Origin of the sequence: Nocardioides aurantiacus (assembly GCF_003752505.1) — a bacterium.
Lineage (GTDB): Bacteria > Actinomycetota > Actinomycetes > Propionibacteriales > Nocardioidaceae > Marmoricola > Marmoricola aurantiacus.
This window is the reverse complement of record NZ_RKHO01000001.1, coordinates 908,014-924,019: the sequence shown is the minus strand read 5'-3', so window position 1 is coordinate 924,019 and position 16,006 is coordinate 908,014. Positions and strand designations below refer to the sequence as shown.

The 16,006-nt window shown below is 73.3% G+C and carries 11 protein-coding genes; 6 read left to right on the top strand and 5 right to left on the bottom strand.

Features of this window, described 5'->3' with window-relative positions:
• Positions 1-11: 11 nt before the first annotated feature.
• The 4 genes from EDD33_RS04425 (at position 12) to EDD33_RS04410 (ending at position 6,486) form a co-directional block, all read left to right on the top strand.
• On the top strand, positions 12-2,585 hold the full coding sequence (locus tag EDD33_RS04425; protein WP_123389270.1) for a bifunctional FO biosynthesis protein CofGH: 2,574 nt from the start codon (positions 12-14) through the stop codon (positions 2,583-2,585).
• A 77-nt stretch (positions 2,586-2,662) separates the two neighbouring features.
• Positions 2,663-4,063 carry a xylulokinase gene (gene xylB, locus EDD33_RS04420; RefSeq protein WP_123389269.1) on the top strand — a complete coding sequence of 467 codons (1,401 nt, stop codon included), beginning with the start codon at positions 2,663-2,665 and terminating at the stop codon, positions 4,061-4,063.
• Between the two features lie 54 nt (positions 4,064-4,117).
• Positions 4,118-5,278: a xylose isomerase gene (gene xylA, locus EDD33_RS04415; protein ID WP_123389268.1), complete on the top strand. Its 1,161-nt coding sequence runs from the start codon at positions 4,118-4,120 to the stop codon at positions 5,276-5,278.
• Between the two features lie 2 nt (positions 5,279-5,280).
• Positions 5,281-6,486, top strand: coding sequence for an ROK family transcriptional regulator (locus EDD33_RS04410; protein ID WP_170169694.1), 1,206 nt, complete (start codon positions 5,281-5,283; stop codon positions 6,484-6,486).
• 206 nt (positions 6,487-6,692) lie between these two features.
• Here EDD33_RS04410 and EDD33_RS04405 read toward each other — a convergent pair whose 3' ends face one another.
• From EDD33_RS04405 to EDD33_RS04390, 4 genes are all read right to left on the bottom strand, one after another.
• Positions 6,693-7,925 (bottom strand): ROK family protein, encoded by a 1,233-nt coding sequence (locus EDD33_RS04405; RefSeq protein ID WP_123389266.1) that lies wholly within the window; start codon positions 7,923-7,925, stop codon positions 6,693-6,695.
• A gap of 5 nt (positions 7,926-7,930) precedes the next feature.
• Complete coding sequence (locus EDD33_RS04400; protein ID WP_246003364.1) at positions 7,931-9,229, bottom strand: sugar ABC transporter permease; 1,299 nt, start codon at positions 9,227-9,229, stop codon at positions 7,931-7,933.
• Positions 9,230-9,239: 10 nt separating this feature from the next.
• Entirely contained in the window at positions 9,240-10,016 is a 777-nt protein-coding gene (locus EDD33_RS04395) for an ATP-binding cassette domain-containing protein (protein WP_211332409.1), read from the bottom strand.
• A gap of 130 nt (positions 10,017-10,146) precedes the next feature.
• Positions 10,147-11,223, bottom strand: a complete 1,077-nt coding sequence (locus EDD33_RS04390) for a sugar ABC transporter substrate-binding protein (protein WP_123393013.1) — start codon at positions 11,221-11,223, stop codon at positions 10,147-10,149.
• Between the two features lie 254 nt (positions 11,224-11,477).
• Between EDD33_RS04390 and EDD33_RS04385 the strand changes: the two genes are divergently transcribed.
• Positions 11,478-13,526: a hypothetical protein gene (locus EDD33_RS04385; protein ID WP_123389265.1), complete on the top strand. Its 2,049-nt coding sequence runs from the start codon at positions 11,478-11,480 to the stop codon at positions 13,524-13,526.
• 7 nt (positions 13,527-13,533) lie between these two features.
• Here EDD33_RS04385 and EDD33_RS04380 read toward each other — a convergent pair whose 3' ends face one another.
• Positions 13,534-14,817: a cytochrome P450 gene (locus tag EDD33_RS04380; protein ID WP_123389264.1), complete on the bottom strand. Its 1,284-nt coding sequence runs from the start codon at positions 14,815-14,817 to the stop codon at positions 13,534-13,536.
• Between the two features lie 165 nt (positions 14,818-14,982).
• On the opposite strand from EDD33_RS04380, the gene EDD33_RS04375 reads away from it, so the two are divergent.
• On the top strand, positions 14,983-15,882 hold the full coding sequence (locus EDD33_RS04375) for a TauD/TfdA dioxygenase family protein (RefSeq protein WP_123389263.1): 900 nt from the start codon (positions 14,983-14,985) through the stop codon (positions 15,880-15,882).
• Positions 15,883-16,006 lie beyond the last annotated feature (124 nt).

Genomic DNA, 16,006 nt, shown 5'->3' with positions numbered 1-16,006 from the left:
CCTGATCCGCGATGAGTGCCGACACGGATCCCCAGCCCGGCCCCACCCCGCAGCAGCTCCGTCGGGCCCTGGCCCGCGCCGAGCGCGGGGCGGCGCTCGACGTCGCCGAGGCGACGGTGCTGCTGTCCGCCCGGGGCGAGGACCTCCAGCGGCTCTCGGCGGTCGCCGCCCGGGTGCGCGACGCCGGGCTCGTGGCGGCCGGCCGCCCGGGCGTGGTGACCTACTCCCCCAAGGTGTTCGTCCCCGTCACCCGGCTGTGCCGCGACCGCTGCCACTACTGCACCTTCGTCACCACGCCGGGCCACCTCGAGCGGGCCGGCGAGGCGCCGTACCTCTCCCCCGACGAGATCCTCGACATCGCCCGCCAGGGCGCCGGGCTCGGCTGCGCCGAGGCGCTGTTCACGCTCGGCGACCGCCCCGAGGACCGCTGGCCCGAGGCGCGGGCCTGGCTCGACGAGCAGGGCTACGACTCGACGCTGGCCTACGTCCGGGCGATGGCGGTGCGGGTGCTGGAGGAGACCGGCCTGCTGCCCCACCTCAACCCCGGCGTCATGTCGTGGGAGGAGATCAACCGGCTCAAGCCCGTCTCCCCCTCGATGGGGATGATGCTCGAGACCACGTCGCGCCGGCTGTTCGAGACCAAGGGGCTGGCCCACTTCGGCTCGCCCGACAAGGACCCCGAGGTCCGGCTGCGGGTCCTCGAGGACGCCGGCCGGCTCTCGGTGCCGTTCACCACCGGCATCCTGGTCGGCATCGGCGAGACGCTGGAGGAGCGCGCCGAGTCGATCTTCGCCGTACGCCGCGTCGCCCGCCGCTCGGGCCACGTGCAGGAGGTGATCGTCCAGAACTTCCGCGCCAAGCCCGACACCGCGATGCGCCACACCGACGACCTCGGCCTGCAGGAGTACCTCGCGGCGCTGGCCACCGCCCGCGTCGTCCTCGGCCCCAAGGCCCGGCTGCAGGCACCGCCCAACCTGGTCGACCTCGAGGAGTGCCGGGCCCTGCTGGGCGCCGGCGTCGACGACTGGGGCGGCGTCTCCCCGCTCACCCCGGACCACGTCAACCCCGAGCGTCCCTGGCCCTCGCTCGACCGACTCCGCGAGGTCACCGCGGAGGCGGGGCTGTCGCTGCGTGCGCGGCTGACGGTCCACCCGGAGTACGTCGTGGCCGGGGAGCCCTGGATCGACCCCCGCGTCTCGGCCCACGTGGCGGCGCTGGCCGACGACGACGGCCTGCTGCGCGACGGCGTACGCCCCACCGGGCTGCCGTGGCAGGAGCCCGACGGCGGCTTCGCCAGCGTCGGCCGCACCGACCTCCACGCGGCCGTCGACACCGAGGGCCGCACCGACGACCGCCGCTCGGACTTCGACGAGGTGTACGGCGACTGGGACGAGCTCCGGGAGCAGGTCGCCGCCGGGGTAGTCCGAGACGATCGGCACCTTTTTCACGCCGCTGAGGGTGCCAAACGTCTCGGACTATCCGGACGTACGCCGGGCGCCGACGCCCTCCGCGCCGCCGAGGCCGACCCCGGCAACCTCTCCGACGACCACGCGCTGACCCTGATGACCGCCGAGGGGGACCTGCTCGACCAGGTCTGTCGGCTGGCCGACGACCTGCGCCGCGAGACGGTCGGCGACGACGTGACCTACGTCGTCAACCGCAACATCAACTTCACCAACGTCTGCTACGTCGGCTGCCGGTTCTGCGCGTTCGCCCAGCGACGCACCGACGCCGACGCCTACTCGCTGTCGCTGGACCAGGTCGCCGACCGCGCCGAGGAGGCGTGGGGGCTCGGCGCCACCGAGGTCTGCATGCAGGGCGGGATCGACCCCGAGCTGCCCGGCACGGCGTACTTCGACCTCGCGGCCGCGGTGAAGAAGCGCGTGCCGCAGATGCACGTCCACGCCTTCTCCCCCATGGAGATCGTCAACGGGTCCTCGCGCACGGGCCTGTCGTTCGAGGACTTCCTGATCAAGGCGCGCGAGTCGGGCCTCGACACGATCCCCGGCACCGCCGCGGAGATCCTCGACGACGACGTGCGGTGGGTGCTCACCAAGGGCAAGCTGCCGACCCGCACCTGGGTCGAGGTGATCAGCACCGCGCACCGCGTGGGCATCCCGACGACCAGCACGATGATGTACGGCCACGTCGACAACCCCCGCCACTGGGTCAACCACCTGCGGGTCCTCTCCCGCATCCAGGACGAGTCGCTGGCCGCGGGGACGACCGGGTTCACCGAGTTCGTGCCGCTGCCGTTCGTGCACACCAGCGCCCCGATCTACCTCGCCGGCGTCGCGCGCCCCGGCCCGACGCTGCGCGACAACCTCGCCGTCCACGCGATGGCCCGGATCCTGCTCCACGGCCGCATCGAGAACATCCAGACCAGCTGGGTCAAGCTCGGCGTCGAGGGCACCCGCGCGATGCTCCGCGCCGGCGCCAACGACCTCGGCGGCACCCTGATGGAGGAGACGATCTCGCGGATGGCCGGCTCCGAGCACGGGTCGGCCAAGACCGTCGCCGAGCTCGAGGAGATCGGCTCCGGCATCGGCCGCCCGGTGCGTCAGCGCGGCACGACGTACGCCTGAGGGTCTCGCGCTGCCGGGACAGTCCCGTCCTGACCCACGACCCTTGACTTAGTTCAGGAGTCGTATAAATTAGCGGCATGCCTCTGGTCCTCGGTGTCGACTCCTCCACCCAGTCCACCAAGGCCCTGCTCGTCGACGCCGACAGCGGTGCCGTGGTCGAGCAGCGCACGGCGCGTCACCCCGACGGCACGGCCGTGGACCCGCGGCGCTGGCTCGAGGCGTTCGAGGAGGCGGCCGGGCCGCTGCTCGACCGGGCCGACGCGGTCGCCGTGGGAGGCCAGCAGCACGGGTCGGTCGTGCTCGACGCGGCCGGCGAGCCCGTGCACGACGCGCTGCTGTGGAACGACATGCGCAGCGCCGGTGCCGCCGCCGACCTGGTCGAGGAGCTCGGCGGGCCGCAGGCCAGCGCCGACCTGACCGGCTCGGTGCTCAACGCCTCGATCACGGTCACCAAGCTGCGCTGGATGCGCGACCACGCCGCCGACGCGCTGGGACGTGCCCACCGGGTGCTGCTCCCCCACGACTACCTCACCTGGCACCTCGCCGGGCGGCCCGAGGAGGCCACCACCGACCGCGGCGACGCGTCGGGCACGGGCTACTTCTCGCCGCACACCGACGACTGGATGCCCGACCTGCTGGAGCGCGCCGCCGGTCGCCCGCTCGTGCTGCCGCGGGTCGCCGAGCCCGCCGAGGTCGTCGGCCACCACGGCCGGACCGTGATCGCCCCCGGCACCGGCGACAACATGGCCGCCGCCCTCGGCCTGGGCCTGGGGCCGGGCGACGCGGGCGTCTCGATCGGCACCTCGGGCGTGGTCTCGATGGTCGCCACGGGCCCGTCGGCCGACGGCACCGGGATGGTCGCCGGGTTCGCCGACGCCACCGGCCGGTTCCTGCCCCTGGCCTGCACCGTCAACGCCGCCCGCATCCTCGACCTCGGCGCCCGCCTGCTCGGCGTCGACCACGACGGCCTCGCCGAGCTCGCCCTCGCCTCGGTGCCCGGGGCGCACGGCCTGACCCTGCTGCCCTACCTCGACGGCGAGCGCACGCCCGCCCGCCCCGACGCCGCCGGCACGCTGCACGGCCTCACCAGCGCCACCACCCGCGAGGACCTCGCCCGCGCCCACGTCGAGGGCCTGCTGCTCAGCCTCGCCGACGCGCTGGCCGCCATGGACGCCATGTCCGACGCCTCCCCCACCCGCGCCCTGCTGATCGGCGGCGCCGCCCGCAACCCGGCCGTGCGCGCCCTGGCGCCCGCCGTGCTCGGCGTGCCCGTCGCCCTGCCCCATCCCGGGGAGTACGTCGCCCTCGGCGCCGCCCGTCAGGCCGCCTGGACCCTGCTCGGCAGCGAGGCCCCGCCCGACTGGCCGGTGCCGGCCACCGAGCTCGACGCCCCCGAGGCCGGGCCCGACGCGGGTGAGCTGCGGGCGGCGTACGCCGGGCTGCGCGAGCGCACCGCCGGCTGGTCCACCCCCTCCTGACGCCCCACCCCGCCAGCCCCACCCCTCCGCCAGCCCCACCAGAGAGGCACCACCATGACCGACCTCACCCCGCGCCCCGAGGACAAGTTCTCCTTCGGGCTCTGGACCGTGCAGTACCCCGGCCGCGACCCGTTCGGCGAGCCCACCCGCCCCGCCATGGACCCCGTGCGCGCGGTCGAGAAGCTGGCCGAGATCGGTGCCTACGGCGTCAACTTCCACGACGACGACGTGGTGCCTTTCGCGTCCTCGGACTCCGAGCGCGAGAAGATCCTCGACGGCTTCAAGAAGTCGCTGGCCGACACCGGCATGGTCGTCACGACCGCGACCACCAACCTCTTCGGCCACCCGGTCTTCAAGGACGGCGCCTTCACCTCCAACCTGCGCGACGTACGCCGGTTCGCGCTGCAGAAGACGATGCGCAACATCGACCTGGCCGCCGAGCTCGGCGCCAAGGTCTACGTCGCCTGGGGCGGCCGGGAAGGCGCGGAGTCGCAGGCCTCCAAGGACGTCATGGTCGCGCTCGACCGCTACAAGGAGGCCTTTGACCTGCTGGGTGACTACGTCACCGAGAAGGGCTACGACCTCAAGTTCGCCATCGAGCCCAAGCCCAACGAGCCCCGCGGCGACATCCTGCTGCCGACCGTCGGCCACGCGCTGGCCTTCATCGAGCGCCTCGAGCGCCCCGAGCTGGTCGGGGTGAACCCCGAGATCGGGCACGAGGAGATGGCCGGCATGAACGCCGCCGCCGGCTACGCCCAGGCGATGTGGCAGGGCAAGCTCTTCCACATCGACCTCAATGGCCAGAACGGCCCGAAGTACGACCAGGACCTCCGCTTCGGCGCCGGCAACGTCCGCGGCGCCTTCTGGATCGTCGACACCCTGCTCGCCGGCGGCTACGACGGCCCGGTCCACTTCGACTTCAAGACCCCCCGCACCGAGGACGACGAGGGCGTGTGGGTCTCGGCCGCGGGCTGCATGCGCAACTACCTGATCCTGCGCGAGAAGGCCCAGGCGTTCCGCGCCGACCCCGAGGTCCAGGCCGCGCTCGAGGCCTCCCACCTGCCCGAGCTCGCCGTGCCCACGCTGGCCGAGGGCGAGACCTGGCAGAGCATCGTCGACGCCCCGGCGCCCGACGTGGAGGCCATCGGCGCGCGCGGCATGGCCTTCGAGCGGCTCGACCAGCTCGCGCTGGAGCACCTCTACGGCATCCGCTGACCGTGCCCCTCGACCCGCGGCCGGCCGGTCCCCGCACCCGGGGACCGGCCGCCACCGACGAGGTACGCCGCCGCAACACCGCCGTGCTGCTGCGGCTGCTCCGTGACGGCTCGGCCCGGAGCCGGGCCGACCTGGCCCGGCTCTCGGGCCTGGCCAAGGCCACCGTCGGGGCCATCGTCGGCGACCTCGAGGACCTCGGCGTCATCCTCGAGGCGCCGGCCGCCCGCGACGAGCCCGGCCGCGGTCGGCCCGGCACCCTGGTGCGGCTCGACGGCCGGCGGCACGCGGGCGTCGGCATCGAGGTCAACGTCGACTACGTCGCCGTCACCGTCCTCGACCTGACCGGCGCCGAGCTGTGGTTCGAGCGCACCACCTGGGGCGCCGAGCCGCCGGGCACCGAGCAGGTGCTCCGGCTCGCGCGCGAGCACCTCGACCGGCTGCACGCCACCGGCGCGAGCGCGCTGGGCCTCACCGTGGCCGTGCCCGGCCTCATCGACCGCTCGCTCGGCCAGGTCGTCGACGCCCCCAACCTGGGCTGGCACGCCGAGCCCCTGGCCGACCGCCTCTCCTCCGGCCTGGCCTGCCCCGGCCTCGCCGTCGCGGTCGACAACGACGCCAACTGCGCCGCGCGGGCCGAGAGCCTCCAGGGCGTGGCCGTCGGCGAGACCGACCTCGTCTACCTCACCGGCACCGTCGGCCTCGGCGCCGGAGTCATCGCCGGCGGCGAGGTGCTGCGCGGCAGCCGCGGCCTGGCCGGCGAGGTCGGCCACCTCCGCGTCGGCACCGACCAGCCCTGCGCCTGCGGCCGCACCGGTTGCTGGGAGGCGCTCGCGGGCCAGCGCGGCCTGGTCGCCGCCACCGGCCTCGAGGTCGCCTCCGACGAGGACCCCGTGGCGTACGCCGCCCGCGTCGCCGCCCTGCCCGACGCCGCCACCCTGCTGCAGCCCGTCGTGGCCGCGATGGTCCGCGGCGTCACCGGCCTCGCGCTCGGCCTCGACCCCGCCGTCGTCGTCCTCGGCGGCGCCTTCGTGCCGCTGGCCGACGTCCTGGTGCCCGCTCTCGAGCAGGCGCTCGACGCCGGCTTCACCGGCCCCGGCACCCGCGTCGCCCCCAGCAGCCTCGGCCTCCACGCGGCCTCCGTCGGCGCCGCCCTCGACGCCCTCGACGCGACGTACGCCGGGCGGCGGTCGCTCCCCCGGGCGGGGTGAGCGGGCCTTGCTGATTACCCGGACGTCCGGGTAATTGGGGACTCGTCAGCCGTCACGACGGCTGACATGTCCCCACAACACCTGACACGTGCGTACGCCGCCCCGAGCTCACCGCACCCGACGGACGATCAGTTCGCTGCTCGCCCTGCCGCCCCACACCTGAGCCGACGACCGGACCCGACGAACTGATCGTCGAAGCGGTGCGTCTAGGACCCGAGCACCGCCGTGAGCGCTCCCTCGGCCCGCGCGAGCGAGCCGACGGGGTCGGCCAGGAGGTCGGTGAAGGCGAGCTCGGCCGCGCCGACGATGACGGAGTCGCCGGCCAGCCAGGGGAGCACGATGCTGGCCTCGCGGGCCGGGGCGTCCAGCGCCCACGCCTCGAACGCGTCGAGGACGTCGTCGCGCACCAGCGGGTAGACCCACCGGAGCACGCCGCCGAGGATCACGACCTCGGGGTTGAAGACGTTGACCAGGCCCCCGAGCCCGACGCCGAGCGAGTGCGCGAGGCGCCGCAGGGCGGGGGGCACGGGCTGGCCGGGGCGGAGGTACTGCTCGAGCTGGTCCATCCGGTCCGGCGGGCAGCCGACCGCCTCGGCGACCGCGTGGGAGCCGATCTCGGTCTCCCAGCAGCCGGTGTTGCCGCAGCGGCAGCGGGCCGAGCCGTTGTCGAAGCGCTGGTGGCCGACCTCGCCGGCGTACCCGCTCGCGCCGCGCATCGGGAGCCCCTCGATGATCACGCCGCCGCCGACGCCGACGTCGCAGGAGATGTAGACGAGGTGGGACAGGTGGCGGCCGGCGCCGCGGATGTGCTCGGCCAGGGCGCCCAGCTCGGCGTCGTTGCCGAGCCGCACGGGCACCTTGAGCCCGATCCGGCTGGCCAGCATCGGCGTCAGCGAGACGTCGCTCCAGCCGAGGTTGGGCGCGAACCGGACCAGCCCCGTCGCGTCGTTGACCACGCCGGGGACCGCGACACCGATGCCGACCAGCCGCGACCCCGGGGAGGCCGAGGCCAGCAGCTCGCGCAGCATGTCGACGACGAGGTCGACCACCACGTCGGGGTCGGGCGAGGCCGGGGTGGGGCGCGAGATCCGGTCGAGCACCGCGCCGCCGAGGCCCACCCGGGCCACGTCGAGGGTGTCGACGCCGAGCTCGGCGGCGAGCACGTGCACCGAGTCGGGGTCGGGGTTGACGTCGAGCGAGGGCCGGCCGGCCCCGACGCGGGTGGTGCCCACCTCGGGGGTCGACTGGTGCACCACCGCGAGCTCGTCGAGCTCCCGGACGAGGTCGCCGATCGTCGACCGGTTGAGCCCCATCCGCTCGGTCAGCTGGGCGCGCGAGACCCCACCGGAGTGGTGCACGTGGCCCAGGAGGGTGGCCAGGTTGTGGCGTCGTACGGCCTCCTGGTTGGTGCCGGTCCCGCGTCGTCTGGACGCGGACACGGCCCCTACGTCCCGGTGGCCGAGCGGCGGCGGCGCGAGATCGCGTCGACGGAGGCGGCGAGCAGCAGCACGGTGCCGGTGATGATGTAGTTGATGTACGCCGCCTGGTTGAGCAGGCCGAGCCCGTTGTCGATGGTGGCGATCACCAGACCACCGATGACGGCGTCACGGATCCGGCCCTTGCCGCCGAAGAGGCTGGTGCCGCCGATGACGGCCGCGCCGACGGCGTAGAGCAGCACGTTGCCGCCGCCCGAGCCGGGCGAGACCTTGCCGTCGTACGACGCGGTGATGATGCCGCTGACCGCCGCCATCGTGGAGCAGATCACGAAGGCGGAGATGCGCAGCCGGTCGACGTCGATGCCGGCCCGGCGGGCGGCCTCGGTGTTGCCGCCGACGGCGTACATGTGGCGGCCGTAGCCGGTGCGGCTGAAGACGAAGGTCCAGAAGATCAGCAGCGCGCCGACGAGGAACACGGCGTAGGGGATGCCGGCGATGACGAAGGTGGGCACGCGGCTGCGGTTGCCCGACAGGATGATCGCGACCACGGCGATGACCAGGACGAGGCCGCCGAACTTCACCGCGACGAGCGAGGTCGGGGGCCGCTGCAGGTTCTTCTGGGCCAGGCGGCGCTGCCGCAGGAAGAGCAGCCCGCCGTAGAGGGCGAGCAGGGCCACGACCAGGATCCAGCCGAGCACCACCGGCATCGACTTGATGGTGATGGCGCGCAGCACCTCGTCGCGCACCGGCACCGAGCCGCCGAGGCCGATGAGCTTGAGGATGACGCCCTGCAGGCCCAGGAAGAAGGCCAGCGTGACGACGAAGGACGGAATGCCGAGCTTGGCCACCAGCAGGCCGATGGCGAGGCCCACGAGGGCGCCGACGGCCAGGCCGATCACCACCGCGACCGGCCACGGCAGGTCCTGGCGCTCGATCGCGACGGCGGTGAAGCCGGCCGACATGCCGCCGGTGACACCGGCCGACAGGTCGATCTCACCGAGCAGCAGCACCGGGATCAGGCCCATGGCGAGGACCGAGATGGCCGAGGCCTGGGTGAACAGGTTGGCGATGTTGAGGGCGCTGGTGAAGGAGTCGGGGCGCAGCGCGGAGAAGACGGCGAAGAGCACCACGAGGCCGAGGACGGCCGGGAGGGCTCCCATGTCGCCGCCGCGGAGGCGGTCCTTGTAGTCGCGGAACGACTCGCCCAGCGAGGCGCTGGCCTTGTCGTTGGCGAAGTCGACCGCGGCGAACGAGGGGCCGGGTTCCCCGCCGGAGGCGGGGGTGGTCTGGTCGGTGCGTGTGGTCACGGGAGGCTCCTCAGGCCGACTCGGCCGCGGTCGCGGCAGGGATTCCGATGTCGCCCGACCGACCGGCGGTGATCAGCTCGACGATCTGGCTGTGGTTGGTCTCGGCGGCCGGGATGTCGGCGGCCACGCGACCGAGGTAGAGCGCGGTGATGCGGTCCGACACCTCGAGGACGTCGACCATGTTGTGGGAGATCAGCACGACCCCGAGGCCGGCGTCGGCGAGCCGCCGCACGAGGTCGAGGACCTGGCGGGTCTGGGCCACGCCGAGGGCGGCGGTGGGCTCGTCGAGCAGCACCACCTTGGAGTTCCACAGCACCGCCTTGGCGATGGCCACGGTCTGGCGCTGGCCGCCGGAGAGCGAGGCGACGCTCTGGCGCACCGACTTCACGGTGCGCACCGAGAGCGAGGCGAGGGTGCTGCGGGCGCGCTCCTCCATGCCGAGCTCGTCGAGCATGACGCCGTTCTTGGCCTCGCGGCCGAGGAACATGTTCTGGACGATGTCGAGGTTGTCGCACAGCGCGAGGTCCTGGTAGACGACCTCGATGCCCAGCGCCGAGGCGTCCTTGGGGCTGGTGATGCTGACCGGCTGCCCGTCGAAGCGGAACTCGCCGTTGTCGGCGCGGTAGATGCCGGCGATGGTCTTGACCAGCGTCGACTTGCCGGCGCCGTTGTCGCCGACGAGCGCGGTGACCTGGCCGGGGTAGACCTTGAAGTCCACGTCGTGGAGGACCTGCACGGGTCCGAAGCTCTTGTTCACTCCACGCAGCTCGAGCAGGGGTTCGGTCATCAGGTCTCCAAGGCGCTGGGTCACGGGTGGTGCGGCCGGGGTGGTGCGGGTGCTGCGTCGTACGACGGAGCAGGGGGCGGGCCCGGTCCCCGGAGGAGACCGGGCCCGCATCGCGCAGGGGCGACCAGGATCAGGAGATCCCGGCCTCCTCGCACTCCTTCTCGAAGCCCTTGCAGACGTCGGCGGCGGTAGCGCCACCGTCGTCGATGACCGCCTTGACGTTCTCCTTGGTCACCGAGACCGGGTCGAGCAGCACGGCGGGGACGTCGCGGTTGCCCTCGGTGTCCTTGACCGAGCCGTCGGCCTTGGGCTTCTCGCCCTGGGCCAGGCCGATGGCCAGGTCGGCCAGCGCGCCGGCCTCCTGCGTGGCGGACTTGTAGACCGTCATGCACTGCGTGCCGGCGAGGATGTCCTGCAGGCCCTGCACGGTCGCGTCCTGACCGGTGACCGGCACCTTCCCGGCGACACCGTTCTTCTGCAGGATCGAGATCGCCGAGCCGCCGAGGCCGTCGTTGGCGGCGAGGACGCCGTCGATCTTGCCGTCGTTCTCGGTGTACATCTGCTCGAAGATCTTCGTGGCCTGGGTGTTGTCCCAGCCCGGCACGGCCTGCTCGGCGACGACCTCGTAGTTGCTGTTGGCGTCGAGGACCTTGTGCGCGCCCTTGGAGAACGAGGTCGCGTTGGAGTCGTCGGGCGAGCCGTTGAGGTAGGCGATGTTGGCCTTGGTGTCGGCACCGAGGCAGTCCTCGAGGCCCTGGCCCTGCAGCTCGCCGACCTTCTCGTTGTCGTAGGAGACGTAGTAGGACGCCGAGCCGCCGAGGGTGAGGCGGTCGTAGTCGATGGTGGCGATGCCCTGGTTCTTGGCCTTCTCCTCGATGGCCGCACCGGAGGCGTTGTCGAGGTTGACGATGGCCAGGACGGTGACGCCGCTGGTGATCATCGAGTCGGCGATCTTGGCCATCTGGCTGGAGTCGCCCTGCGCGTTCTGGATCTCGTAGTCGACGCCGGCCTTCTTGAAGGCCGCCTCGAGCGCCGGACGGTCCGCGCTCTCCCACCGCACCGAGGACTCGGTGTCGGGCAGGATCACGCCGATCTTGGCATCCGCGGCCGCGCTGCCGCCGTCACCGCCGCCACTGTCGCCGCTGCTGCCACAGGCGCTCAGGGTCAGGGTCAGCCCGAGGGCTCCCACCGCAAGTACTCCAGGCATCCGCTTCACGCAGACCGCCTCCTCTTCGTCGAGTCAGGGGGTGTCTCCGGCGTCCGCCCGCGTTGGTCCGAGGGGTCGTCGCCCGCCTGGCCGGAGATCTAAATGTTGGTCGGCACAACGTAACGGCCGTCACATTCAGGGTCTAGTAGGTGCGGACAACAAATACGTGTCGGGTCGAACCGGTCTAGACGACCCCCACCCTCACCCCCTCCAGAACCCGGACAGAAGGTGCGAACGCCTCGTAACCTCACGGGGTGGTACGACGCTCGCTCGGGGTCCTGCTCACGCTGGTGACCCTGCTCGCCGCCGCCGGGTGCACCGGCAGCGACTCCCCCGACCCCGCAGCCGCGGCCGCGACCGCCTCCGGGAGCGACTGGTCACCCGCGCCGCGCACCGTCGGTGACCTCGACGTGCTCGCCACCTCCGGACCCGGCGGCCTGGCCCTGCACACCGCGTCGGGCGCGAAGACCTTCCTGCCCGGCATCAACCTCGGCAGCACCACGCCGGGTCACCAGCCCGGCGAGATCGACCACCTCGACGCGGCGACGTACCGCACCTGGTTCTCCCAGATGCACGACCTCGGCATCCGGGTGGTGCGGGTGTACGCCGCGCACCCGCCCGCCTTCTACGACGAGCTGGACCGCTTCAACCGGGCGCACCCGACGGCCCCGCTCTACCTGGTGCAGGGCGTCTACCTGCCCGACGAGAGCTACACCGAGGCCGGGCGGACCCTCTACACCCCCTCGGTGGACCGCGCCTTCACCGAGGAGCTGCGCGAGACCTCGGCGGCCGTGCACGGCGACCTGACCCGGCCCGAGCAGCCCGGCCACGCCGGCGGCACCTGGCGCACGGACGTCTCGCGCTGGGTGGTGTCCTGGATCGTCGGCGTCGAGTGGGACCCCGAGGGCACCCGCCGCACCGACCGCCGGGAGGCGGGGGCGGCGTACGAGCCGGGGCGCTACTTCGCCGCCACCCGCGACGCGACCGCCACCGAGCGCTGGATCGCGCGTCACCTGGACGTCCTCGCCACCGCGGAGGCCGCGCACGGCACCTCGGTGCCCGTGGCCTTCGCCAACTGGCCCACCACCGACCCGCTGACCCACCCGACCGAGCCGCTGCCCGCCGAGGACCTCGTCGGCGTCGACGCGATGCACGTGCTGCCGACGCGGGCGTGGCCGGGCGGCACCTTCGCGAGCTTCCACGCCTACCCCTACTACCCCGACTTCCAGCGCTTCGAGCGCGGCCTCGACCGGGTCGAGTGGGAGGGCGAGCCCGACCGGTACGCCGGCTACCTGGCCTCGCTGCAGCAGCACGTCGCCGGCACGATGCCGCTCGTGGTGAGCGAGTTCGGCGTGCCGTCCTCGCTGGGCTCGGCCCACGAGGGCACCCGCGGACGCGACCAGGGCTCGCACTCCGAGCAGGAGGCGATGGCGATGAACGCCTCGATGCTGCGGATGATGGCGGCCCAGGGCGTCGCCGGCGGGTTCGTCTTCTCGTGGGAGGACGAGTGGTTCAAGCGCACCTGGAACACCCAGGAGCACACCGACGCCGAGCGTCGCCAGCTGTGGCACGACCCGCTGACCAACGAGCAGTGGTTCGGCCTGGTGGCGACCGACACCACGCAGGTGCCGGACGCCGCCGCCGAGCTGGTCCCCGAGGGCGGCGACACGAAGTACGTCCACGTCTGGGCCGACCACTCCTACGTCCACGTCGAGGTCACCGGGCGCGACGGCGCTCCCACCCGGCTGCGGCTCGAGGCCGACGTGGTGCCCGGGCCCGAGGAGGCCGACCACCGGCTGCTGCTGGACACCGAGGCGGGGACCGGTCAGGTGCAGGTGCGCAGGGCGCTCGACCCGGTGCGGCTCGACGTCCGCGGCACGTCGTACCGACCCGACCAGGACGCGGCCTGGCACGACCTGGTGCTGATGACCAACCGCGCGCTGGCGGGTCGCCCCGCGGAGTACGACCCCGTCGGCCGGCTGGTCGAGGGCAGCTGGGACCCGCAGGACGCGTCGTACGACTCGATGGCGACGTGGCAGGTCGAGGAGGAGACCGACACGCTCGAGGTGCGGCTGCCGTGGTCGATGCTCGGCATGGCCGACCCCTCGGCGCGCGTCGCGCTCGGCGAGGGCCGGCCGGCCGCGCGGGTGCAGGTCCCCGGCATCGGGCTGGCGCTCGACGTCGACGGCGAGCAGCACGCGCTCGACCTGACCTGGCCGACGTGGAACCGCGTGGAGCACACGACGCGGGTCAAGGCCGGGGCCGACGTCCTGGCCGAGGCGTACGCCGACCTCGCGCCCTGAGACCGCCTCAGCCCCGACGGGTGACCGGCACCGACTCGACGCCGAACACGATCGAGAGCGCGCGGTGCTCCAGCTCGTCCGGGGGCACCGCCAGGGCCAGGTCGGGCAGCCGTGGCACCATCGTGGTGAACGCCGTGACCAGCTCCATCCGTGCCAGCTCGGCGCCGACGCAGCGGTGGAAGCCGTGCCCGAAGGCCAGGTGGCCGGGCCCGGCCGTGGTCAGGTCGACGTCGTCGCCCCGGCCGACGCGGCCGTCGCGGTTGGCGGCGGGCAGCGAGCACAGCACGACCGACCCCTGCGGGATGCTCTTGCCGCCGACGACGACGTCGTGGCGGGCGAAGCGCGGGAAGGCGACCTGCACGACCGAGAGCAGCCGCAGCAGGTCGTCGACCAGGGCCGGGGCGATGGTGGGGTCGGCCTGCAGCCGGCGCCACAGCTCGCGGTGCTCGAGCAGGTGGGCGGTGCCGAGCGCGAGCATCGAGGCGCTGGTCTCCAGGCCGCCGGTGAAGACTCCGTCGGCGAGGCCGCCGAGCTCGAAGTCGGTGACCTCCTCGCCGTGCTCGCGGATCAGCTGGCCGATCAGGCCCGGCCCGGGATCGTGCCGCTGCCGGGCGACCTCGGCCAGCAGGAACTCCCGCGAGCCGCCGATCGCCCCGATCGTCCCGGGCCCTCCCCCGGTGACGTCGAAGCGCTGGGTGGCGAGGCTGGCGAAGGTCTCGCGCCGTTCGTCGGGCAGGCCGAGGAGGTCGCAGATGACCAGGAACGGCACCGGGAAGGCGAGGGTCGGCACCAGGTCGGCGACGCCGTCGGGGGACTCGGTGAGCGCCGCCTCGAGCTCGTCGAGCTGGCGGTCGACGACGCGCTGGATCAGCGGGGCGAGGCGCTGCAGCCGCCGCATCGTGAACTCCGGCACGAGCAGCCGCCGCAGCCGGGTGTGGTCGGGCGGGTCGGTGAACCCCAGGCCGCCGATGTCGCCGTCCGTGGCGGAGCCGCTGCGGCCCATGTAGGGCCGGATGTCGGTGCTGTACGACGTGGCGTCGGCCAGCACCGCGCGGCACTCCGCGTCGCCGGTGACCAGCCACACCTCCATGCCGAACAGCCGGACCAGCCGCTGCACCGGGTCGGCGTTGCGGGTGGCCTGGAGCCGCGGGCTGGGCGACGTGCCGTCACGGCGCAGCGGCCAGGCCAGCGACTCCGGCACCTTGTCGAGCCGCGACAGGTCGACGCCCCCGGCGCGCGCCAGCACCCGCTGCCGCACCGCGCGGGTGAGCGTCGTGACCAGTCGTCCCACTGCGCACTCCTCGTCGTCGGACCCCGCGAATTCTAGGGAACCCTGGCCTCCCCCGTCGTCGGGGACACCCCGGACCCGTCCCCGACACCCCCGACCACCGCATCTCGTGTATGTTGAGTAAGTCAGTAGGTTTATGGCACGGACGAGCCCGAGGAGGACGCCACCATGACGCAGGCACCCGCACGGAACCACCACGTCAGCCCGCCCCGCGGCGCCTCGCTGGTGCTCGACAAGCTCGGCCCCCGCTTCGGCGCCGAGGTCATCGGCACCGACCTGCGCACCCTCACCGACGACCAGGTCGCCGACATCCGGTCCGCCCTGGTCGAGCAGAAGGTGCTCTTCTTCCGCGGCCAGGACCTCACCGACGCCGACCAGGTGGACCTCGGCCGACGCCTCGGCGAGGTCACCGTCGGCCACCCCGTCGTCGGCCAGAGCGCCCAGGTCGAGCTGCCCGAGATCTTCGACCTCGACAGCGCCGACCCGGAGTTCAGCTTCTCCGACGTCTGGCACACCGACGTCACCTTCGTCGAGCGCCCCCCGATGGGCTCGATCCTGCGGGCGCACCAGCTCCCGTCGTACGGCGGCGACACCAGCTGGGTCGACGCCGAGCAGGCCTACGAGTCCCTGTCGGCCCCCGTGCGCGGCATGGTCGACCAGCTCACCGCGATCCACGACGGCACCCGCGAGTGGGGCGCCTACCTGCGACGCCACGGCGGCCGCGGCAACTCGTGGGAGGGCCAGGAGGTCACCGAGCTGACCCCCGTGGAGCACCCGGTGGTGCGCGTCCACCCCGAGACCGGCCGCAGGGGCCTGTTCGTCAACCCCGGCTTCACCGAGCACGTCGTGGGCGTCTCCGACGCCGAGAGCCGCGCCATCCTCGACATGCTCTACGCCCACCTGCTCAAGCCCGAGCACACCGTGCGCCACCGCTGGCAGCTCGGCGACGTCGGCATGTGGGACAACCGCAGCACGCTGCACTACGCCAACCGCGACTACGACGAGACCCGCATCATGCGCCGGATCACCCTCGCCGGAGACGTGCCGGTCGGTCCCGCCACACGCTGAGCGCGAAGCGCGCCGTACGGCACGGGCCCGGTCACCTCTCGAGGTGGCCGGGCTGCGGTGCGTGCGTGCGGGGGCGTCGGTTTCCCGAGGTCGCTTGGGAAACAGCCCGGGCGCCGGAGCTGCG